The sequence below is a fragment of the Mesorhizobium sp. M6A.T.Cr.TU.016.01.1.1 genome (assembly GCF_003952585.1).
GTDB lineage: Bacteria > Pseudomonadota > Alphaproteobacteria > Rhizobiales > Rhizobiaceae > Mesorhizobium > Mesorhizobium mediterraneum.
Map to the genome: position 1 here is coordinate 2,758,099 of NZ_CP034452.1, position 20,716 is coordinate 2,778,814.

Genomic DNA, 20,716 nt, shown 5'->3' on the forward strand with positions numbered 1-20,716 from the left:
GGCTCAATTCGGCCACCTGAGCGCGCGGGATGACGGTGCAAGAGCGGACGGCCACAACGGGTAACGTCTCTGGCATTTGCGCAGTTCGCACATCTTGCCTAATTAGGCGTATCGCCTGCAGACTGGCTGCGTCTGAGGCACACCCCCTTAACCGAATGGCTCCCTGATGACCGAATCCGATCTCGTCCCTGTCTTCGACGGCCACAACGATACGCTGCTCCGGCTCTATCAGTCGAAAGACACCGATGTCGAAAAGCTGTTCATCGAAGGGACGCAGGGCGGCCACATCGACCTGCCGCGCGCGAAGAAGGGCGGCTTTGCCGGCGGCATGTTCGCGATCTTCCCGCCGCCGGCTGAGAAATCCAGGCGCAGCGCGGTGCCGCCGGCACCCAGCGACAACGAGCCGTTGCCGCCCGAACTCTCCCGTGCCGATGCGCTCGATTCCACCATCGCCATGGCCTCGATCCTGTACAGGCTGGAGCGGGCGTCGGCGCTCACCGTTTGCCGCAGCGCCGGCGACGTGCGAAACGCGATGGCGCAAGGATCGATCGCTGCGGTGTTCCATATCGAAGGCGTCGAGGCGATCGACCCCGAACTGACGATGCTCGACGTGCTGTATGCCGCCGGCTTGCGCTCGCTCGGCATCGTCTGGAGCCGCCCGAACGCCTTCGGCCACGGCGTGCCGTTCCGTTTTCCGTCGACACCCGATACCGGACCTGGCCTGACCGATGCCGGCAAGGCGCTGGTCAAGGCCTGCAACCAGCTCGGCATCATGGTTGACCTTTCGCATCTCAACGAAAAGGGGTTTCGCGACGTGGTCGAGATCAGTGATGCACCGCTGGTCGCGACCCATTCCAATGTCCATGCGATCTGCGGCCATTCCCGCAACCTCACCGACTGGCAGCTCGGCGCGATCCGCGACTCGGGCGGCATGGTCGGGCTGAATTTCGCCACCGGATTCTTGCGCGAAGACGGCAGGATGAATGCCGACACCAGTCTCGACATCATGGCGCGCCATGTCGATTCGCTGCTGCAGGCGCTGGGCGAAGACGGCGCCGGCCTCGGGTCCGATTTCGACGGCGCCATGATCCCGGCTGTGATCGGCGATGTCACCGGCCTGCCGAAGCTCATCGATGCGCTCGCCGCGCGCGGCTTCGGTCGCGCGCTGATCGAGAAGATCGCCTATCGCAACTGGATCAGCATGCTGGAAAAGACGATCGGGTAGGGTCTGCTGATATTCAGGTGATGCCGGCCTGCGAACGGCGGTTCCTGCGCTTACCTACAGCGCCGCGCGCCCTATTGGGCGCGCAAAGGACGCTGTAGAACTTTGATTTTGCGCATGATCTTTCCGAAATCGATCTCGATTTCGGGGTCATGCGCGGGCTCACGTACTTTAAGTACGCTCCGCTCCGGTTCTCGGAAACCACCATTCTCGGCGCGGCCTGACCTGAATCTCAACACACCCTGGGGCGAGCTATTCAAAGCTCATGCGCTTCAGCCAATCCTGGCCGACGCCGCGGTCGCGGATGATCGGCAGCGGATCCGTCGAATCCAGCCGCGCGCAGATGCGGTAGACTTCGAGCGTCTCGGCGCTCATCTCGCCGCGCTTGTAGAAGAACATGGCCGCGGCATAGCGCGTGCGCCCCGACCATTTTTCGCCGAGCGGCGTGTTGACCAGCTCCCACTGCTCGCTGGCTTCTGCATCGACGTCGTGCTTGTTTGCCTCATCCGTCATGGTCAGAAATCTGCCGGCGGATTGGCGGTGCGCCGGTCGAGCTTGATGAAGGGTCGCTGCACCACCTTGGCCCGCTTCATCAGCTTCTGGTATTGCAACTCGCGCATGGCGTAGATTTCGACCCAGAGGTCGTCGACGACCGTGTCGCCAAACGGCCGCGCAAGAGAGGCGATGGCGATGTTGCGCTTGGCCATCGGTGACCACATGGCGGCACTGACCAGCCCGACCTCCTGGCTTTTCCTATAGTAGACGATGGCGTGTTCGGCGGGAATGTTGCCCTCGATCTCAAGCCCGACCAGCACATGGCGAAGACGCCTCTTCGCCCGCGCGCCTTGAATGGCGCGGCGGCCATTGAAATGACCCTTTTGCAGGTCGACCATGAAGCCGAGACCGATCTCATCCGGCATGCGCAAGCGGTCGGCGCGAATGGCATGCTCGGACGTCGTGAAATCCGCATTGGCAACGATCAGCCCAGCTTCGAGCCGGGCGCGATTGAGCGCGGTGTAGCCGATGGCGCGGATGCCGCGTAATTCGCCGGCCAGTATCAGCCGGTCCCAGAGGCTGAGCGCCTTGTCGGCCGGCACGAACAGTTCGTAGCCGAGATCGCCGGTGAAACCGGTTCGCGAGATGGTGATGGTGCCGTGGTCATGCGGGAACTCGGCTAGATCAAAAACCCTCAGCCTTTCGACGCCGGCGAAACCGGCATCGCGCAGCACGGCAAAGGAGGTTGGGCCTTGCAGCGCCAGACCGGCGACGGCCTCTGTTTCTTCCTCGACCGTCACGTCGAAGCCTGTGGCGCTATCCAGCAGCCAGGGCAGATGCCGTTCCTGCGAGCACAGCCGGAACCGTGTTGGCGACAGGCGGAACAGCGTGCCGTCGTCGAGGACAAAACCGTCGTCGTCGCACCAGGCGGTGTAGTGGACGCGGCCCGACTTCAGCTTGGTCACGTCGCGCAACGTGACGCGATTGAGGAAGGCCTCGGCGTCCGGCCCGGCGATGCGGTATTTCGTCATCGGCGAGATGTCGAACAGGGCCGCTTGGCTGCGGATGGCGAAATATTCGAGCTCCTCGTCCCACAGCGAATGTGGGGCACGGTAGCCGGCCCAATTGTACCAGTCATTGGTCCTGGCCAGCGCGTCGATGCGCGGCTGGAACGGCGTGCCGAGCCGCAAGGTACGGAAATGGGATTGTGCTGCGGCGCGGGCTGCTGAGGCGTCGAGGGTAGGTAGCTGATTCATGACTGCATTCCTTCGCGCCCCGCTCTGTCCTGCCGGACATCTCCCCCACGAGGGGGGAGATCGGCAGCTTGGGCGCCTCCTCTTGTTCCTCGGGCGTTGGTGATTGGCGAAAGTCGGGATGGCGGCCAATCTCCCCCTAAGTGGGGGAGATGTCCGGCAGGACAGAGGGGGGCGCCGTAGAGCACGGCCTTGGCCGATTGAGTATTCATGCCTACCCCTTCATCCCAATAATGCGCCGCGCGGCATTCAGCCCTGGCGCGCCGGAAACGCCGCCGCCCGGATGCGAGCCGGCGCCGGCGAGGAACAGCCCGTCGACCGGCGTGTCGTAGCCCGACCGGCCGGAGACGGGGCGCGACATCATCATCTGGTCGGCCTGCAGTTCACCGTGATGCCAGTGACCGCCCGGCATCCGGTAGCGCGCCTCGATGTCGGCCGGTGTCAGCAGCTCTGCATGAAGCACAGTCTTGCCGATTCCCGGCGCATAGGTCTCCAATTGAGCCATGATCGCCTTGAGGAATTTCGGCTTGCCAACGCTCCAGCCTTCTTTCAGCGCATAGGGCGCATACTGCACGACCGCAGACAGCACACAGGCGCCGTCCGGCGCCAGCGACGAGTCGGCAAGGCTGGGCAGCGTGATCTCCATCACCGGCTCGGGCGAGAACTCGCCGTACTTCGATGGATTGAAGGCGCGCTCGATATGATCGGGCGAGGGCGCCATCACCAGACGGCCCTTGTGGCCGGCGGCATCGACGCTGGTGAATTGCGGCGGCCGGTCAAGCGCCAGATGCAGCTTCGCCGCATCGCCCTTCATGCGGATGTTCTTCACTTTGCGGACAAAGCCGGTGTCGATCTCGCGCGGTCCGATAAGGTCGAAAAAAGTGGTCGCCGGATTGATGGCGGAGACGATCGTCTTGGCGCGGAGCATCTCGCCGCTGGCCAGCACAACGCCGGCGGCGCAGCCTTTCTCGACGATTATCCTTGCCACCGGAGTCGCCGTGCGGATGGTCACCTCTGCCTTTTCCGCCGCTGCGCGGATGGCTGAAATGACAGCACCCATGCCGCCCTTTGGCAGAACCTGCGCGCCGGCAGTGCCGCCTGCCTCGCCTGCCAGCCGAAAGTAGAGACCGAGCAGCGAGGTCGGCGAGCGCGGGCCGAGATGGCTGCCGAGCGTGGCATCGAAGGCGAGCAGCCCCTTCAGCCTGATATCGGCAAGCTGCTCATCGAGCAGGTCGGCAACGTTCATCAGCAGCACGCGCAGGAAATCGCGCATATCCTCCTTACCAAGCTTCTTCAATGCCAGCGCGGTCTGACCGAGCGATGCCGTCTCAAGCAGCGACATGCTGCCGAGGTCGGGCGGCCGGCGTGCAAGGAACGGCTTCAGGATGCCGGCGTAGCGCAGCAGTTGCGCACGCAGCTCCTTCCAGGCGGTCTGCTCGGAGGAACTGGCGCCGGTCAGCACCTCGCCATAGGCGCCGTGCAGGACAAGCGACGGGCCGTCTTTCGACAGCGCCACGGACGGCACGAAGTCGTCGCGCGCGAATTGCAGGCCGTGCTTCTCCAACTCCAGCGTCTTCACCACTTCGGGGTGAAGACGGTTCAGCAGGTGAGCGATTGAGGAGACGCGAAAACCCGGCGCGAACTCCTCGGTGCGCGCCGCGCCGCCGACGTCTCGGGCGGCTTCCAACACCAGCACCTTGCGGCCGGCTTTCGCCAGCGTGGCGGCAGCGACGAGGCCGTTGTGGCCGCCGCCGATGACAACAACATCAAATAACGTCATGGGCCGGGCTCATATGCTTAGTCGGCTTGGCAAGGTCGCGCAGGATTTCGGCCGCTGCATTGCGACCGGGCGCGCCCATGACGCCGCCGCCGGGATGGGTCGAGGACCCGCACATATAGAGCCCCGTGACCGGCGAGCGGTATTGCGCGTAGCCCGGCACCGGGCGGTTGAACAGCAGCTGGTCGAAGGTCAGCTCGCCCTGGAAGATATTGCCTTCGGTGAGGCCGACCTCGGCCTCGATCTCACGCGGCGTGCGCACCTCCATATGGACGATGCGGTCGCGGAAGCCCGGCGAATACTCGGCGATCTGCGAAATCACGCTTTCGGCAAAACCATCGCGGTCGGCGTCGGTCCAGTCGCGGCCGTTCACCTTCGGTGGCGCGTACTGCACGAAGCAGCTCATGAAATGCTTGCCGGGCGGCGCCATGGTCGGGTCGAGCGTCGTCGGAATCACCATGTCGAGGAAGGGGTCGGCCGACCAGCGTCCGGCCTTCCAGTCGTCATAGGCGCGCTCCATGCGCTCCATCGAATCGGTGAAATGCATATCGCCGCGATAGACCGGCGAATCCTTCGGCAGCGCCGGGAATTCGGGCAGCGAATCCAGCGCGATATTGACCTTGCCCGACGAGCCGCGAATCCTAAAATTCCTGACTCGGCGCAGGAAGGCGTCGGGCAGCTCCTTTTCCTCGACCAGCTTGAGGAAGGTGCGTTTCACATCGGCGTTGGAGACGACGAGCTTGCCATAAATCTCCTCGCCGTCGGCCAGCATGACGCCTTTGGCCCTGCCGCGCTGGATCAGCACATGGTCGACCTCGGCGCCGGTGCGGATGGTGCCGCCGGAGGCCTGGAAGGAGGCGGCGAGCGCCTTGGTGACGGCGCCCATACCGCCGCGCGCATAGCCCCAGGCGCCGACCGAGCCGTCGACCTCTCCCATATAGTGGTGCAGCAGCACATAGGCCGTGCCGGGCGACATCGGGCCGAGCGCAGTGCCGATGATGCCGGACAGCGCGAAATTCGCCTTGATGACATCGGTCTCGAAATATTCGTCGAGGAAGTCCGAGATCGACATGGTCCAGAAGCGCAGCGTCAGCGCCATTTCCTCAGGCGTGAGCCCGGCGAACTTTCTGCCCAGATACAGAAGTTCGCCGAGATCGCGCGGCCGTAAACTGGTCGGATCGGGCGCGGTGCGCATCAGCAATGGCTGGATGAAGCGGCATTGCCGCGTCACGTCGCGGGCGTAACGGTCATAGGCTTCGGCGTCGCGCCTGGAAAAGCGGGCGAACTCGCGCCGGTGGGCATCGTGGTCGCGGTAGTTGGCGAGGTAGTCGCCGTCGCGGGTGAACACCGCGCCGCCCTCGTAGGAAATCACCTGCAGGCCGAAGCGCGGCAGTTCGAGGTCGCGCATGATCTCGGGGCGAAACAGCGAGCAGACATAGGAGCAGTTGGAATAGAGGAAGCCAGGCGTCAATTCCCTGCTGGTGGCGGCGCCGCCGACCCAGCCGTTCTTCTCGACGACCAGCACGTCGAGCCCGGCACGCTGTAGGTAGCAGGCATTGACCAGACCGTTGTGGCCGCCACCGATGACGATCGCATCCCAGGATTTCATCTTGGCTCAGCCTTCATTTCTGCCCGACCGCTTCGTGTGATCGATCCCGAATGCGCGAAATCTGGCATGGCTGTCGCCATATTGTCCAGCCATTTTGAATGAATGTTCAACAAATGATGTTGCGTTTTCGCGTTAATCCGCTAGGCTTTGCCAACATTCGGTATGGGCTTTGGACTGAGGTCTGATGATCGAAACGGTAGATGCCGAGCCGGAGTATGACGACACTGCCATCCGCTTCCTCGAGGCGCTGTGGGGCGACGGCTATCTGTCGCCTGGCGGGCCGGATGAGGTCGACCGGGTTGTCGAGGGCCTTGCGCTCAAGGGCAAGACGATCCTCGACATAGGTTGCGGCTCGGGCGGCATCACGCTGCATCTGCTCGAGCGCCATGGCGCTGCCCACGTTACAGGCTTCGATGTCGAGCCGCCGGTAATCGAGATGGCCAGGCAAAGGGCGGCCGCACGCGGGCTTTCCGGTCGCGCCAATTTCGTCCAGACGCCGCCCGGGCCGTTGCCCTTCGCCGACAGTTCCTTCGACGTCGTCTTCTCGAAGGATGCGCTGCTGCATGTGTCTGACAAGGAAACCTTGCTTGCCGAAATCTTTCGCGTGCTGAAGCCGGGCGGTGTCTTCGCGGCATCGAACTGGATGATCTCGCGCGACGGCGAGCCGTCGCCTGAGATGAAGGCCTATGTCGCCGCGGAAGGCCTGTCCTTCGCCATGGCATCGCCGGCCCGCTATGCCGCGGCGATGCGCCGGGCAGGCTTTGCAGACGTCACGGTGCATGACCGCAATCCCTGGTATCGCGACGTCGCGCGGGAGGAATTGAAGCGCCTCAAGGGCCCGCTCTACCCGGCGGTTGTGGCTGCGGTCGGTGCGGCCTATGTCGACAAGAACATACGAACCTGGGAAGCCATGCAGAAGGTTCTTGACAGCGGCGAGCACCGTCCCACTCATCTTCGCGGTCGAAAGCCGGTTGGATAGCTGGCGATGCTGGAGACCATCACGCCCATGAAGACAGCCGAGGCCAGGGAGGCCCTCCTCGAATCAGCGCGCAGACACGAGCCCGAAAAGCGCGGTCGCAAGGCGTCGAAGGAGGTCAGGCAGCTGCAGCTGATCGAGGCGACAATCGATTCGCTGGCCAAGCGCGGCTATTCGGAGACGACGATGGCCGATGTCGCCGATGGCGCCGGCCTGTCGCGCGGGATCGTCAACTTTCACTTCGAGAGCAAGGAGAAGCTGCTCGTCGCCACGTTAGCATACATGGCCGACGAATATGCCGCGCACTGGCGCGCTGCCCTCACCAAGGCTGGCGACGATCCTGCCCGCCAGTTGCAGGCTCTGGTTGCCGCCGATTTCGACCGCTCGATCTGCAACAAGCGCAAGCTGGCCGCCTGGTGCGCCTTCTGGGGCGAGGCAAAGTCGCGCCCGACTTATCAAGCGCTGTGCGGCGCGCGCGACGCGGCCTATCAGAAAGTCTTCATCGATCTTTGCGCGACGCTCAAGCAAAGCGGCGGCTATGCCTTCGAGCCGCAAGTCATGGCGCTGGCGCTCAGTGCCATGCTGGAGGGTCTGTGGCTGCGGCTGATGATGGGCACCGAGGACGTCACCCGCGAAACCGCGCTGCAGGCGGCGAACGAGTTCCTGTCGGCTGCATTTCCAAAGCATTATCCGTGGCCAACAGCCGGCAGCGACAAGACTGCATGAAACAATCAAAAAGAGGATGGAACAGCAATGAAGACCATGACCCGACGGCTGACACTGACATTGGCACTAGCCGGAACCTTGGCGGCCTCAGTCGCAGGGCTTGCGATCGCTGCCGACAAGGACCTGGTCGTGTTCGACTGGTCCGGCTACGAGGATCCCGGTTTCCACCAGAAATATGTCGACAAGAACGGCGACTCGCCGACCTTCACCTTCTTCGGCGACGAGGACGAGGCGTTCGAAAAAGCCCGCTCCGGCTTCAAGGCCGATCTCGGCCATCCCTGCTCGCAGAGCGTGGTGAAATGGCGCGACGCGGGCCTGCTGCAGCCGCTCGACACCTCGAAGATATCGGCCTGGAAAGACCTCAATCCCGGTATCATGGCGATGAAGGATCTCGCTACCAGCGCCGACGGCAAGGCCTGGTTCATGCCATGGGACTGGGGCAACTCGCAGCTGACCTATAATTCCGACAAGGTCGATGAGAAGGACGTCCAGTCGCTGAAGGCCTTGGCCAATCCCAAGTTCAAGGGCAGGGTTTCCATCGGCGACAATGTCGACGACGCCTATGCGCTGGCCTCGCTGGCGATCGGGCTCAAGGACTGGACAAAGATGACCGACGACCAGTTCAAGCAGGCGTCGGACTTCCTGCGCCAGGTGCACAAGAATGTTCGCTCCTACTGGACCGATTCCACCGATATCGTCCAGCTGTTGAGCGGCGGCGAGGTCGACCTTGCCTGGGCGTGGAACGACGCGACGGTGCAGTCGGTCGCCGCCGGCGTGCCGATCAAGGCCAAGAAGGATACCGAAGAGGGGATTTCGACCTGGGTCTGCGGCTATGTGCTGTTCAAGGATGCGCCGGGGAATACCGACAAGGCCTATGATTATCTCAATGCCGTCAACGATCCGGAAGTCGCCAACATCCTGGTCAAGGACTGGGGCTATGGCCAGGCCAACGCCAAGGGCATGGCCGCTGTCGATCAGGCCGTGCTGAAGGAAAAGGGCTACGACGACGTGCAGAAATTCATCGACAAGACGCTGTTCCAGGCGCCGGTTCCATCGGATATCAAGCTCAAGATGATCGCCGAGTTCGAGAAGATCAAAGCCGGCTATTGAGCTTGTTTTACCTATCTCGCCTGCCCACCAAACCGGCGGGCAGGCGGGCTCGCCAAGGTCACTGAAATTCCGTAACGTCGCTGCGCCACTTCCCACGATGAGGAGTTTCGCGCCATGGGTTCCATGCTTCGCCGCCTTGCCGTTGCTGCCGCATGCACGATCGGCCCAGCTGCCCTCGCCGTTGCGGCGGACGGGGGCGACCTCGTCGTGTTCGACTGGTCGGGCTACGAGGATCCGCTGCTCCATCCGGCCTACGTCGTCAAATACGGCACTGAACCGACCTTCGCTTTCTTTGGTGACGAGGACGAGGCCTTCCAGAAGATGCGGGCCGGCTTCAGGGCCGACATTGCGCACCCCTGCTCGCAAAGCGTGGTGAAGTGGCGCGAGGCCGGCATGCTGCAGCCGCTCGACACCCGCCGCATCGCCGGCTGGAAAGACCTCAATCCCGGCATCATGGCGATGAAGGATCTCACTACTGCCGCCGACGGCAAGGCCTGGTTCATGCCTTTCGACTGGGGCAACACATCGCTGCTCTATCGCACCGACAACGTGACGGCGGAACAAGCGCAGTCGCTGCGGATCTTCTCTGATCCGAAATTCAAAGGGCGCGTCACCATAGGCGACAATGTCGACGACGCCTATGCACTGGCAAGCCTCGTCATCGGGTTGAAGGACTGGACCAAGATGACCGATGCGCAGTTCAAGGAGGCGTCCGATTTCCTGCGCCAGGTGCACAAGAACATCCGCTTCTACTGGACCGACGATACCGACATCAATCAGGCCTTCTCCGGCAACGAGGTCGACCTGGCCTGGGGCTGGAACGAGACGTTTGTGACGCTCAAGGGCCAAGGCGTGCCGATCGCCATGAACCGCAACACCAAGGAGGGCCTGTCGACCTGGGTGTGCGGTTATGTGCTGATGAAGGACGCGCCGGGCAATCTCGACCACGCCTATGATTTCCTGAACGCCGTCAATGCGCCTGATGTGTCAGGCTACATGGTCACGACATTCGGCTATGGTCATGGCAACGGCGCCGGCATGGAAGCGATCGAGCCCAAGCTGCTGGCCGAGCGGGGCTTCGACAATCTCGACAAATTCCTCGACAAGACCTTGTTCCAGCAGCCGGTGGCGCCGGAGTTCAAGCAGCGGATGATCGAGGAGTTCGAGAAGATCAAGGCCGGCTATTGAAGAGCGGGATCGAACGAACCGATGTCGTCATCGTCGGCGCCGGTTTCACCGGCCTGTCGGCGGCGCTGGAACTAAAGAAGGCCGGCGTCGATTTCCTGCTGCTCGAAGCGCGCGACCGTGTCGGCGGGCGGGTTGAGTCAATGGAGATCGGCCTCGGCGAGCGCGTTGACAGCGGTGGCCAATTCCTGTGCGAGGACATGCCGGAACTGATGGCGCTGGTCGAGGCTCGCGGCAAGACGCTGGTTGAGACCTATGTAAAGGGGGAATTCATCACGCAACCGCGGATGAGCGCTCAGCAAGCCGACCGAGCTTACCTGGGCTCGATGGCGATTCGCGACCGGATGAATGCGATCGCGCCGGACGAGCCTGATATTGCCGGATTGACCGTCGCGGAATGGCTCGACCGTCAGCCTGATCCCGACCAGGCCAAGGCGGCCTTCCGTTCGATGATCGAGGGCTTGTGGTGCCAGGCGCTCGAAAAGCTGCCGCTGTGGCACCTGATCGACAATGACCGTCGCATCACCAACGAGGTTTCGGAGCTGCAATATTTCGTGCGTGAAACCATGCAGTCGCTGGCGGACGATCTGGCCGGCGACCTCGGTGATCGCGTGCGGCTGAACACGCCGGTCGGAACCATCGAGCACGGGCCGGAAGGGGTTCGTCTCGCCTCGGCGATGGGTGTGGTCGAAGCGCGGTCGGCCCTGGTCGCGGTGCCGCCGATGACGGCCTCGAAGCTGGACTTTGCACCGCCGCTGCCGGCTGGCCTGAGAAGGGCGCTCGGTGTCTGGCAAAGCGGCGCGGTGATCAAAGTGCTGGTGCGCTATCCCAGCGCCTTCTGGCGTGCAAGAGGTCTGAGCGGCGTGGTGATGTGGCGCGACCTGCCAGGGCTGTTTGCCTGCGACGTGAGCAAGGACAACGACCATGCCGCGCTGGTCGTCTTCGTCGGCGGGCCGCTGGCCCTGCGCTGGCGTGAGCTCGGCGACACGGCATTGCGCGCCGAGGTGACGACGAGGCTGAAGGATGCGCTCGGCACGGAGGCCGCCGACATGCTCGATTTCAGCTATCGCGACTGGACGCATGATCGCTGGAGCGGCGGCGGCTACAGCGATCTTATCGTCGATGCGACGGCGACCGATGCCGAACGCATCATCCTTGCCGGCGCGCAGCCACTGCATTTCGCCGCGTCCGAACTGTCGCCGTCATTCCCGGGCTACATTGAGGGCGCTGTTATGGCTGGGCGCATCGCTGCACGAAAGATCATCTCGGGCCTTCAGTCTGCCATCGCCACCAGCGCCTCGGGATCGTAGGCGAGGCGGATCGAGGTGCCGACCGGTATGTCGTCGGCGCCGAAATCGTTGGTTTCGGTCACCGAAAGCGGCTTTTCCAATCCCGGGATCTCGACGATCAGATGGGTGATCTCGCCGAAGTAATGGCGCTCCACCACCTTGCCGGCCACCTCGAACTTCGCCGTGGCGTTGTCCCACAACACGCGCAGACGCTCCGGCCGGATGCCGAGCGTCGCAGCGCCGCCATTGCGGACGAAAGCCCTAGGCTTGTCGGTTTTGACGCGGCCGAAGCCCAGCGTGTCGAGGACCAGCGAAGCGCCGTTCTCCTCGACGATCTCGGCCTTGACGAAATTCATGCCGCCGAGGAAGTCGGCGACCTGACGGTTGACCGGCCGCTGGTAGATCTCCTTGGGCGAAGCGACCTGCGCGATCCTGCCGCCGAACATCACGGCGATGCGGTCCGACATCGCCAGCGCCTCATACTGGTCGTGCGTGACCAGGACGAAGGTGATGCCAACCGCCTGCTGCAGGCGGCGCAGCTCGACCTGCATCTGCTCACGCAGCTTCTTGTCCAGCGCCGACAGCGGCTCGTCGAGCAGCAGCACTTTGGGCCGCATCACCAGCGCGCGGGCCAGCGCCACGCGCTGGCGCTGGCCGCCGGACAGCTCGGTGGCGAGGCGCTTGCCGAGGCCGGTCAGCGACACCTGGTCCAGCGCCTCTTCGACGCGGCGCTTTTCTTCCGACCGTTCGAGCCTCAACCGCTTCAGCCCATAGGCGACGTTCTGCTCGACATTGAGATGCGGGAAGATCGCATAGCTCTGAAACACCATGTTGGTTGGCCGGCGATTGGCCGGGATGCCCTCCATCGACTGACCGTCGACCGAGATCAAGCCGCTGGTCGGATTGTCGAAGCCGGCGATCATGCGCAACAACGTGGTCTTGCCGCAGCCTGACGGGCCGAGCAGCGAGAAGAATTCGCCCTCCTTGATGGTCAGCGAGGCGTCGTCTAGCGCCTTGAACGACCCATAGTTGCGGGTGACGTTGCGAATCTCGATCATTGGTCGTTCGGTTTGGTGGGATCGTTCGGCTTGAGGCGGCTTAGGCATGGAGGCCTCCCTCGTTCTGGGTGCGCCTTGCCGCGCGGCGGCGCAGGATTTCAGCGATGGTCATCAGCAGGAAGGAAGCAGCCAGCAAGAGCGTGCCCAGCGCCAGCACGCCAGGCAGCTTCGAGGCGAAGCGCAACTGGCCCCAGATATAGATCGGCAGCGTCGCCTCGGTGCCGGTCAGGAAGAAGGCGATGATGAACTCATCGAGCGAGATGGTGAAGCAGACGAGCAGGCTGGAAATGATGGCCGGCGCCACCATCGGCAGCGTCACCCGTCTAAAGGTGCCGAAGGCGCTCTCGCCGAGATCGGCGGAGGCTTCCTCCAGGCTGCGGTCGAAGCCCTCGAAGCCGGCGGTCAGCACGGTCATCGAATAAGGAATGCAGATCAGGACGTGGCCGAGCACGATGGTGAACAGCGACAGGCTCAAACCCAGTTGCAGTATCACCAGGAGCATAGAGATGGCGACGATGATTTCGGGCAGCACCAGCGGCGCCATGATCAGGCCGTTGATGGCGCGGCGGCCGGGGTAGCGATAACGGGTGATCGAGCGGGCGGCGAGAATGCCGAGCACGGTGGAGAGGATGGAAGCCGATACGCCGACGACCAGGCTGTTCCAGGCAGCGTCAAGCAGCGCCGGCGTGCGTGGCAGGTCCTCATACCATTTGAGGGTGAAGCCGGAGAGCGGGAATTTCGGCGTCGCGGCGCTGTTGACCGAAAAGATCGGCAGGAAGATGACCGGCAGGTAGAGGAAAACGACATAGAGGAACGCATAGGTCGACAGCCAGCCGCTGGCCAGGAAGCGCCGCATCGCCGTCATCGCGCCAGCCTCATCGTGCCAGCCGTCATCGTGCTAGCCTCTGGGCGGCGCGGATGACCAGCACGGTGGCGCCGGCCATCAGGGTCACGATCAGCATCGTGGTGACCGAAAGCGCGGCGCCAAGCGGCCAGTTGGAGGCCTTGCCGAACTGCGCCTGGATGGCGTTGGCGATCATGACGCCGTCCTTGCCGCCGACAAGCTTCGGCGTGACATAGTCGCCGACGGTCGGGATCATGACGATCAGCGCCGCCGAGATGATGCCGGGCGTCGACAGCGGCAGCGTCACGCGCAGAAAGGAGCGAATGGGACCGTCGCCGAGATCCTTGGCCGCTTCGACCAGCGTGCGGTCGATTTTTTCCAGCGAGACGAAGATCGGCAGTATTGCGAAGGCCGCCCAGGCGTGGGTCAGCGTGATGATGACGGCGCTCGAATTGTAAAGCAGCGCGGTCGACGGCTCGTCGATGACGCCAAGACCCATCAGGCCGGAATTGAGCACGCCATTGTAGCCGAGGATGACCTTCCACGACATCACGCGCAGCAGATAGCTGGTCCAGAACGGTATGGTGATCAGGAACAGCCACAGGCTCTTGTGGCGGCCGCCGTGGAACGAGATGAAGTAGGCGATCGGATAGGCGAGGACCACCGTGAAGAAGCTCACCATCAGCGAGATGTAGAGCGAGCGCCAGAGCAGGTCGCGATAGATCGGCTCGGTCAGCGCAACGCGGTAGTTTTCCAGCGTGAAGGTGCGATCGATGGTCAGGTAGTTCTGCGTCCAGAACGAGTGCGCGACGACGACCAATATCGGCAGCACCAGAAGCACGAGCGCGTAGAGAAAGGTCGGGCTGATCAGGGCAAAGCCCTGGACGGGTTCGGATTGCAGAAGGGCGTTTCGCCTGGCCCGCGTCATGCCAAACGTGGGCGATCCTTCTGCAGCCGCCGTCATTGCGGGCCCTCGGGCAGGGCCCTGGGCGTGATCTCGGTTGCTGGCGCGGATTGTCCTGCCATGCGGCGTCCCATTGCTAGCGCACCGGCTGTTTGTTCCCAATTTTATGCCCAGGGCGCAATCACTGATCGCGCTCCGAGCTTGCCGGCTTTCTTTCATCATGCGCGCATCCGTGGATTGAAATCAAGCGCTATTTCTGCAATGTTGATTGAACAGACATTCAAAATGGAGCCAAGAAAGCCGGCTTTTCCGGTGCTTGGCGCCGAGCTTTGTGTCCGATGAAATTTGCGATGAAACGATGCGAGGCGACGATGGCGGCTGCAAGAGATTTGAAGGCGACTGAAACGGCTGGGTCTGGCGATGCCGTCGAGCTGGCCAAGCGCCACCTCGTCCAGCCCTGGCCGTTCGCCGGCTCGGTCGGCGCAGAGGCGCGCGCCCTGATCGGTGAGGGCGACGGCATCTACATCACCGATGGCACCGGCAAAAAGCTGATCGACGGGCCGGCCGGCATGTGGTGTGTCAATATCGGCCACCGCCGCGAGGAATTGGCGCGGGTGATGTACGATCAGGCGATGGCGCTGTCCTACAACACGCCGTGGTACACAATGAACGCGCCGTCGGCGGAACTCGCCATGCGCATCGCCGGCTATGCGCCCGGCGACCTCAGCCATGTCTTCTTCACCACCGGCGGCTCTTCGGCCGTTGAGACGGCGCTGCGCTTCATGCAGTTCTACAACAATGTCCGCGGCCGCCCGGAAAAGAAGCTGATCCTGAGCAGGGGCGGCGCCTATCATGGCTCGACCTATCTGTCGGCCTCGCTCAACGGGCGCCCGCGCGATCGCGACTGGATGGACGGCGCCGACGATCTGGTCGTCAAGCTGTCGTCGCCCGATCCGTTCCGCCGTCCGCGCGGCATGAGTATTTCAGCCTTCACCGATGTCCTGGTCGACGAATTCCGCGATACTGTCGGCCGTGTTGGCGCCGACAGGATAGGCGCGTTCGTCGGCGAACCGGTGCAGGCGTCCGGCGGCGTCATCGTGCCGCCTGACGGGTATCTCAAGCGCATCCGCCAAATCTGCCGCGACAACGACATTCTCTATGTTTCCGACGAGGTGGTCACCGCCTTCGGCCGGCTTGGCCATGTCTTTGCTTCCGGCGATATGTTCGGCATCGATCCTGATATGATCACCTTTGCCAAGGGCGTCACGTCAGGCTATTTCCCGCTTGGCGGCGTCATCATCTCGGAACGGCTTCTCGAGCAGCTGCGCCGCTCAAACCATCCGGACGCCATGTTCGGCCATGGATTGACCTACACCAGCCATCCGGTCGGTTGCGCAGTGGCGCTGAAGAACCTCGATATCCTGGAAGAAAGCGTGCTGGCCCATACGCGCGAGGTCGCGCCCTACTTCCAGGCGCAACTGAAGACGCTGGAAGAGCTGCCGCTGGTCGGCGAGGTGCGCGGCCTGGGGCTGATGGCTTGCGTCGAATGCGTCGCCGATCGCGAAAGCAACGATCCGCTGCAGCTCGACAAGGATGTCGGCAAGCGGATCGATGCGCATTGCCATGAACTTGGCCTGCTGGTCCGGCCGCTGATCAACATGTGTGTGATGTCGCCGCCACTGATCATTACGCGAGAGCAGATCGATGACATGGTGTCGATCCTGCGCGAAGGCATTTCGCGCACGATGGACGATTTGCGGAAGGAAGGGGTGTGGCAAGGGTGACAGCCGATCTCCCCCCTTGAGGGGGAGATGTCGCCGAAGGCGACAGAGGGGGTCGGTTCGACCGGACGCGACCTACTGCGGTAGATGGAGGTTGGCGCTCTATGTGGGGCGACCCCCTCTGGCCTGCCGGCCATCTCCCCCGCAAGGGGGGAGATCGGCAGCTTCTCCGTCTCGCCTTTACATCTGCGACCGCAGCGCGTCGTTCAGCGCCCACATATCCTTTTCCTTCGGCGCCGTTTCCAGCCCGAGCACGGGGATTTGCTTGCGCAGATGGTCGTGGTGGGTGCGCACGCCATATTCGAGGTCGGAGAGATAGAAGCCGCCGAAGGCTTCCGACAGCATGGATTCATTGGACCACACGGAAAGCTGCACGTCCTCGTTCATGGTGTCCCGATCGATGCGGTAGGCGAGATAGCGTGCCGCTGCCTGCTCCCTGGTCTCGTCGGGGTAGCGGTAGATGGCGCCGCGCAGCAGCGTCTCGCCGGTCGATAGCGGAAACTCCTGATAGAACTGCACGGATTCCGGCATGATCGACAGCGCGTTGTTAGGGAAGATGCCGTAATAGATCCAGGCCTTGCGCAGGTGTTCCGGCAGACGCGTCGCCTCGGGCGCGATCTTGATGTATTGCCCGACGCTCCAGCGCCGTCCGGCATGCGGATTGTAAGTGGCGAAGGAACGCGACACGCCATTGATGAACGGCTCGTCGAAATAGGTCGCGCCGTAAAGGTCCTGCAATGCGGGATGCGCCATGGCAACGTGGTAGCCTTCATTGTCGACATCGCGCACCGACTTCCAGTTGACCGGGCTCTTCTGGGTCCAGATACCCCAGGACGGCACCATCTCGGCGACATTGTAATGGGCGATCTCGGTCTCGATCGGTTTCAGCAGCTCTGCCACCGACGGCTGCGGGCCGCCCTTGCGGAAGCGGATGAAGATGAGGCCCATCCAGATCTCGAGATCGAGCGGCATCAGGCCGAATTCGGTCTTGTCGAGATCCGGGAAAGAGCGCGGACGGGCGGCGCCCCGCAGCGTGCCGTCGAGATTATAGACCCAGCCATGAAAAGGGCAGACCAGAGCATTCTTACAGGTGCCCTGGCTGTCGGCGACGACGCGGCTGCCGCGATGGCGGCACATATTGTTGAAAGCGCGCACGACGCCGTCCTTACCGCGCACGATCAGCGCCCGCTCGCCGACTACGTCCATGGTCAGATAGTCGCCGGCGTTCGGCAGGTCGGAGACGTGACCGGCGATCTGCCAATGATTGCGGAAGACGTATTCTTTCTCGAGTTCGAGCAGGGCGTCGGAATGATAGCTCCAACCCGGCAGACCCCGCCGGTCCCATTCGTTGGGGATCGCCACGTCACGGAGGTGTGGGTTCATAAAAGACTCATCTTTTGTTGAATGCTCATTCAATAAAAGCATATTTTTCATTGAATTGCAATGGCTTGTCGGAATTGGTCCAGTTCTTGCTGCGAAATCTTCCGACGTTGTTTGTCGGAAGCCAAACGCTCAAGGCTTGAGAAATCTCGAAAATTCCGGGTGTTAGCCAAGGTTCGCATAGACGTCTTATCTCGGCTTGAGCCATGAGAGCCGCGTGGAAAACATGGCTCCCGAAGATGGAAAAAAACCGCCCAGGGCTCGCCTGTTTTCAGGGCAATTCCGATGTCCGCCGATGCTCGAACCGGTTTTGTCCAAGATGCCGAAAAATCGGTTTCTTGCCCGTTACATTGCCGGATGCGCGTCATCGTTGGCTTGTTACAAAGCGCGAGTACGTTCGTTTCAACAGAAAAAGAAAATCAACGAAGGGAACGGCGATGTATACGAAAATCCAGACTGCCTACAATGACCGCCGTGTGCAGGCGCCGGAGCGCAACGACCGCCGGCCAAAGCTGGCACTGCGCCAACGCGCCAACGACCATCCGATGGCGCTGTTCGCGGTGCTGGCTGCCGCCGCATTCGTCGGCATGGCGTTCGCGCCGACTGTTGGTCCAGCCTTCGCCTCACTCAATCCACCGGCAAACATCGTCGACGGCGCGCCGACCACGACCAAGACCGCGCGCCTGCCGATGCCGGAGATCGATTTTGTCTGCAAAGGGCAGGCCTGGGGCGCCGAGAGTGCGGACTGCCTGCGCGTCATCGCCGAGCAGTCCGGCATCCACAAGGCTCGCACGGTCCGCGTGATCGCCAATGCCGCGCCAGCCACCGATACGCCGAACGTTTTTTGATGCCCCCGAGCGACCCTCCAGCGCTCCAGGCAGGCTCCCACCGCATCGTCGGTCGGGAGTCTTTTTTCTCCGGGCGCTAGCTCTTTGTTGAGAATCGCATTTTCCAAAAACCGGTTTCCACCGGTCCGAAGTTCTAGCTGCCCAAGGCGGCCTGCTCGGCAATGGCCGAGAGCACGCCGCGCACGTCCAGTGTGCTGAACGGCTTTTCCAGGATCTGCGGCCGCTGCGGCGCAGGCAACCCCTCGATTTCGGCTTTCGCACCGATCAGATCGCCGGTGACCAGCACGAAACGCCGCGCCAGATCAGGTTTTTCGGCGAGCAGCTCGCGATAGATGGCGATGCCGCTGATGCCGGGCATGCGCAGATCGGAAAAAACGATGTCCGGCGGCATATGGCCGTTCAAGGTCGCGGCGGCCGATGCCCAGGCCGGCACGATCCGCGACTTGATTCCCATCAACTCCAGAATGTCGGACAGCGACGCCGCGACATCCGGCTCGTCGTCGATGATCAGGGCATGACGCAATCCGCTCGAGCGCGCCGGGCTTTCGCCGGCGATGGCCGCGCCGGCGGAGATCGCCGGCAACTGGACGACGAAACGGGCGCCCCTCGGCAGAACTTCTTCGAACCAGACATTGCCATTGTGCCGTTCGATGATCGATTTCGAGATCGACAGGCCGATGCCGGTGCCGACGCCGACCGGCTTGGTGGTGAAGTAGGATTCGAAGATGCGGGAGCGTATCGCTTCCGGCACGCCCAGCCCGTTGTCCTCGACCGAAAATCCGGGATTGCCGTGGTCGCCGCGAAACGTACGGACCTTGATCAGCCGGTCGCCGGCGATGCCGGCCAAAGCATGCTGGCTGTTGATAAGGAAATTGGCCGCCACTTGCGTCACATGGTCGGCGTCGGCCATGGCCAGCAGCGGACCGCTGGCGAAATCGGTGTCGATGATGATGCCGCTCGACCTGGCGCCGTAGGCGGTCACTTCGAGTGCCGCGCGGACCACCTGGTTGAGGTCGGTCTCGGCCTGCGACGCGGGATGCAGGCGGACCATCGAGAGAAAGCTCTTGACGATACGGCCGCAGCGCTCGGCGGCGGCGCGCACCTTCTCGGCGCGCACCTTGGTCTGCGGGTCAGATGCGAATTCATGCAACAGCGTCGATTGGGCGACGACCACGGCAAGCGGGTTGTTGAGCTCGTGTGACACGCCGGCCAGCAGCGAGCCCATCGCCGCCATCTTCTCGTTCTGGTGCAGCTTTTCACGCTGGCGGCCGATCTCCTCCTCGGCACGCAATTTGTCGCGAAGGTCGCGGATCGAGCCGAAGATCAGGCGGCGATCGGCGACCCGCATCTCGGTCGCTGTCAGTTCGATCGGAAAGACCTCGCCGGCCGCATTCTGGGTGACGGTCTCGATCCGCTGGCCGACCATCGGCGCGCCGCGGCCCGACATGTATTCGGCGCCCGACACATAGCCCTTGCGATAATATTCCGGAACGACGGTGTCGAGCAGGTCCTTGCCGAGGATGCCGCTGCGCTGGTAGCCGAACATCTTTTCGGCGGCCGGATTGAATTCGATGATAGAACCGGTCTCGTCGATGACGATGATGGCGTCGAGAGAAGCCTGCAGCATCGTGCGGCGGATCACTTCGCTGGCATGGGCATCGGAAAGCGATCGTTCGATGGCGTCGCCGATGGCCAGTGCCACGATGTGCAGCGTCGCCTCTTCCTCGTCGGTCCATTCACGCTCGTTCACGCAGGCGTTGACCGCCAGCGTGCCCCACAAATGGCCATGCGCAAAGACCGACACCGACAGGAATGACTTGATGTGCTGCTTTTCGAAGTCGGTCCTCAGAAAGCCTTCGAGGTCGCGCGTGTGTCCGGCGAAGATCTTGCCTTGCCGCTCGTCCTCCGCCAACCGTTCCAGCAGCGGGTCCGAATTGACGACCGACTGCATGATGATCGTCGGCGACGCCAGCTCGTCGCCAAATCGGGGATCGATCCAGTAGGCCGCGACCGACTGGGCAAACCCCTGGCCGGGCAGCTCGCGCAACCGGAACAGGATGCCGCGCTGGCAATCCATGGCCCCGCAGAGCGTTTCAAGAATGCTGTCCATCTCGCGCTGCCAGTCGCCAGCTTCGCGAAGCCGGCGAACGACATGGACAGCGGCCATCGCCGCGCCCTGCCTGACGCCGTGCATATCGCTGGGTGCTGCTTCAACCGTCATGGTCAGCCATCATTTCAGAATCGTACCAAGCCAGAGTG

The 20,716-nt window shown here is 62.9% G+C and carries 17 protein-coding genes; 8 read left to right on the forward strand and 9 right to left on the reverse strand.

Going from position 1 to position 20,716, the window contains the following annotated elements:
• The first annotated feature begins 166 nt into the window (after nucleotides 1-166).
• Entirely contained in the window at nucleotides 167-1,225 is a 1,059-nt protein-coding gene (locus EJ075_RS13305; RefSeq protein WP_126104636.1) for a dipeptidase, read from the forward strand.
• 249 nt (nucleotides 1,226-1,474) lie between these two features.
• On the opposite strand, the gene EJ075_RS13310 is transcribed toward EJ075_RS13305, so the two are convergent.
• From EJ075_RS13310 to EJ075_RS13325, 4 genes are all read right to left on the reverse strand, one after another.
• Entirely contained in the window at nucleotides 1,475-1,735 is a 261-nt protein-coding gene (locus tag EJ075_RS13310; RefSeq protein WP_095487132.1) for a hypothetical protein, read from the reverse strand.
• 2 nt (nucleotides 1,736-1,737) lie between these two features.
• Complete coding sequence (locus EJ075_RS13315) at nucleotides 1,738-2,973, reverse strand: aminomethyltransferase family protein (RefSeq protein WP_126104637.1); 1,236 nt, start codon at nucleotides 2,971-2,973, stop codon at nucleotides 1,738-1,740.
• A gap of 211 nt (nucleotides 2,974-3,184) precedes the next feature.
• Nucleotides 3,185-4,750 carry an NAD(P)/FAD-dependent oxidoreductase gene (locus EJ075_RS13320; RefSeq protein WP_126104638.1) on the reverse strand — a complete coding sequence of 522 codons (1,566 nt, stop codon included), beginning with the start codon at nucleotides 4,748-4,750 and terminating at the stop codon, nucleotides 3,185-3,187.
• Nucleotides 4,737-6,356 carry an NAD(P)/FAD-dependent oxidoreductase gene (locus EJ075_RS13325; RefSeq protein ID WP_126104639.1) on the reverse strand — a complete coding sequence of 540 codons (1,620 nt, stop codon included), beginning with the start codon at nucleotides 6,354-6,356 and terminating at the stop codon, nucleotides 4,737-4,739. The genes EJ075_RS13320 and EJ075_RS13325 overlap by 14 nt, the downstream gene beginning before the upstream one ends.
• Before the next feature lie 184 nt (nucleotides 6,357-6,540).
• Here EJ075_RS13325 and EJ075_RS13330 point away from each other — a divergent pair, with 184 nt between their 5' ends.
• The 5 genes from EJ075_RS13330 to EJ075_RS13350 all read left to right on the forward strand — a co-directional run bounded on the left by EJ075_RS13330 (nucleotide 6,541) and on the right by EJ075_RS13350 (nucleotide 11,663).
• On the forward strand, nucleotides 6,541-7,335 hold the full coding sequence (locus EJ075_RS13330) for a class I SAM-dependent methyltransferase (protein WP_126104640.1): 795 nt from the start codon (nucleotides 6,541-6,543) through the stop codon (nucleotides 7,333-7,335).
• Nucleotides 7,336-7,341: 6 nt separating this feature from the next.
• Entirely contained in the window at nucleotides 7,342-8,058 is a 717-nt protein-coding gene (betI, locus tag EJ075_RS13335) for a transcriptional regulator BetI (protein WP_126104641.1), read from the forward strand.
• Between the two features lie 27 nt (nucleotides 8,059-8,085).
• On the forward strand, nucleotides 8,086-9,168 hold the full coding sequence (locus tag EJ075_RS13340; RefSeq protein WP_126104642.1) for an ABC transporter substrate-binding protein: 1,083 nt from the start codon (nucleotides 8,086-8,088) through the stop codon (nucleotides 9,166-9,168).
• Between the two features lie 114 nt (nucleotides 9,169-9,282).
• Nucleotides 9,283-10,356 carry an extracellular solute-binding protein gene (locus EJ075_RS13345; protein WP_126104643.1) on the forward strand — a complete coding sequence of 358 codons (1,074 nt, stop codon included), beginning with the start codon at nucleotides 9,283-9,285 and terminating at the stop codon, nucleotides 10,354-10,356.
• Complete coding sequence (locus tag EJ075_RS13350; RefSeq protein ID WP_126104644.1) at nucleotides 10,353-11,663, forward strand: flavin monoamine oxidase family protein; 1,311 nt, start codon at nucleotides 10,353-10,355, stop codon at nucleotides 11,661-11,663. The genes EJ075_RS13345 and EJ075_RS13350 overlap by 4 nt, the downstream gene beginning before the upstream one ends.
• Here the strand turns inward: EJ075_RS13350 and EJ075_RS13355 are convergent.
• From EJ075_RS13355 to EJ075_RS13365, 3 genes are read right to left on the reverse strand one after another with little or no spacing between them, the layout of a single operon-like run.
• Nucleotides 11,627-12,700 (reverse strand): ABC transporter ATP-binding protein, encoded by a 1,074-nt coding sequence (locus EJ075_RS13355; protein WP_126104645.1) that lies wholly within the window; start codon nucleotides 12,698-12,700, stop codon nucleotides 11,627-11,629. The two genes, EJ075_RS13350 and EJ075_RS13355, sit on opposite strands and share 37 nt — an antisense overlap.
• A 40-nt stretch (nucleotides 12,701-12,740) precedes the next feature.
• Nucleotides 12,741-13,565: an ABC transporter permease gene (locus EJ075_RS13360; RefSeq protein WP_095487113.1), complete on the reverse strand. Its 825-nt coding sequence runs from the start codon at nucleotides 13,563-13,565 to the stop codon at nucleotides 12,741-12,743.
• Between the two features lie 25 nt (nucleotides 13,566-13,590).
• Nucleotides 13,591-14,508, reverse strand: coding sequence for an ABC transporter permease (locus EJ075_RS13365; RefSeq protein WP_126104646.1), 918 nt, complete (start codon nucleotides 14,506-14,508; stop codon nucleotides 13,591-13,593).
• A gap of 311 nt (nucleotides 14,509-14,819) precedes the next feature.
• On the opposite strand from EJ075_RS13365, the gene EJ075_RS13370 reads away from it, so the two are divergent.
• On the forward strand, nucleotides 14,820-16,232 hold the full coding sequence (locus EJ075_RS13370) for an aminotransferase (RefSeq protein WP_126104647.1): 1,413 nt from the start codon (nucleotides 14,820-14,822) through the stop codon (nucleotides 16,230-16,232).
• Nucleotides 16,233-16,409: 177 nt separating this feature from the next.
• On the opposite strand, the gene EJ075_RS13375 is transcribed toward EJ075_RS13370, so the two are convergent.
• Nucleotides 16,410-17,612, reverse strand: a complete 1,203-nt coding sequence (locus EJ075_RS13375) for an aromatic ring-hydroxylating dioxygenase subunit alpha (protein ID WP_095487109.1) — start codon at nucleotides 17,610-17,612, stop codon at nucleotides 16,410-16,412.
• A 434-nt stretch (nucleotides 17,613-18,046) separates the two neighbouring features.
• On the opposite strand from EJ075_RS13375, the gene EJ075_RS13380 reads away from it, so the two are divergent.
• Nucleotides 18,047-18,457 (forward strand): hypothetical protein, encoded by a 411-nt coding sequence (locus EJ075_RS13380; protein ID WP_095487107.1) that lies wholly within the window; start codon nucleotides 18,047-18,049, stop codon nucleotides 18,455-18,457.
• A gap of 133 nt (nucleotides 18,458-18,590) precedes the next feature.
• Here the strand turns inward: EJ075_RS13380 and EJ075_RS13385 are convergent, their stop codons facing one another.
• Nucleotides 18,591-20,678 (reverse strand): PAS domain S-box protein, encoded by a 2,088-nt coding sequence (locus tag EJ075_RS13385; protein ID WP_164547093.1) that lies wholly within the window; start codon nucleotides 20,676-20,678, stop codon nucleotides 18,591-18,593.
• Nucleotides 20,679-20,716 lie beyond the last annotated feature (38 nt).

Excerpts from the sequence above, each read along its gene's own strand:
- EJ075_RS13305 (WP_126104636.1), top strand. The coding sequence starts at position 167 with ATGACCGAATCCGATCTCGTCCCTGTCTTCGACGGCCACAACGATACG.
- EJ075_RS13310 (WP_095487132.1), bottom strand. The coding sequence starts at position 1,735 with ATGACGGATGAGGCAAACAAGCACGACGTCGATGCAGAAGCCAGCGAG.
- EJ075_RS13315 (WP_126104637.1), bottom strand. The coding sequence starts at position 2,973 with ATGAATCAGCTACCTACCCTCGACGCCTCAGCAGCCCGCGCCGCAGCA.
- EJ075_RS13320 (WP_126104638.1), bottom strand. The coding sequence starts at position 4,750 with ATGACGTTATTTGATGTTGTTGTCATCGGCGGCGGCCACAACGGCCTC.
- EJ075_RS13325 (WP_126104639.1), bottom strand. The coding sequence starts at position 6,356 with ATGAAATCCTGGGATGCGATCGTCATCGGTGGCGGCCACAACGGTCTG.
- EJ075_RS13330 (WP_126104640.1), top strand. The coding sequence starts at position 6,541 with ATGATCGAAACGGTAGATGCCGAGCCGGAGTATGACGACACTGCCATC.
- betI (WP_126104641.1), top strand. The coding sequence starts at position 7,342 with ATGCTGGAGACCATCACGCCCATGAAGACAGCCGAGGCCAGGGAGGCC.
- EJ075_RS13340 (WP_126104642.1), top strand. The coding sequence starts at position 8,086 with ATGAAGACCATGACCCGACGGCTGACACTGACATTGGCACTAGCCGGA.
- EJ075_RS13345 (WP_126104643.1), top strand. The coding sequence starts at position 9,283 with ATGGGTTCCATGCTTCGCCGCCTTGCCGTTGCTGCCGCATGCACGATC.
- EJ075_RS13355 (WP_126104645.1), bottom strand. The coding sequence starts at position 12,700 with ATGATCGAGATTCGCAACGTCACCCGCAACTATGGGTCGTTCAAGGCG.
- EJ075_RS13360 (WP_095487113.1), bottom strand. The coding sequence starts at position 13,565 with ATGACGGCGATGCGGCGCTTCCTGGCCAGCGGCTGGCTGTCGACCTAT.
- EJ075_RS13365 (WP_126104646.1), bottom strand. The coding sequence starts at position 14,508 with ATGACGGCGGCTGCAGAAGGATCGCCCACGTTTGGCATGACGCGGGCC.
- EJ075_RS13370 (WP_126104647.1), top strand. The coding sequence starts at position 14,820 with ATGGCGGCTGCAAGAGATTTGAAGGCGACTGAAACGGCTGGGTCTGGC.
- EJ075_RS13375 (WP_095487109.1), bottom strand. The coding sequence starts at position 17,612 with ATGAACCCACACCTCCGTGACGTGGCGATCCCCAACGAATGGGACCGG.
- EJ075_RS13380 (WP_095487107.1), top strand. The coding sequence starts at position 18,047 with ATGTATACGAAAATCCAGACTGCCTACAATGACCGCCGTGTGCAGGCG.
- EJ075_RS13385 (WP_164547093.1), bottom strand. The coding sequence starts at position 20,678 with ATGACGGTTGAAGCAGCACCCAGCGATATGCACGGCGTCAGGCAGGGC.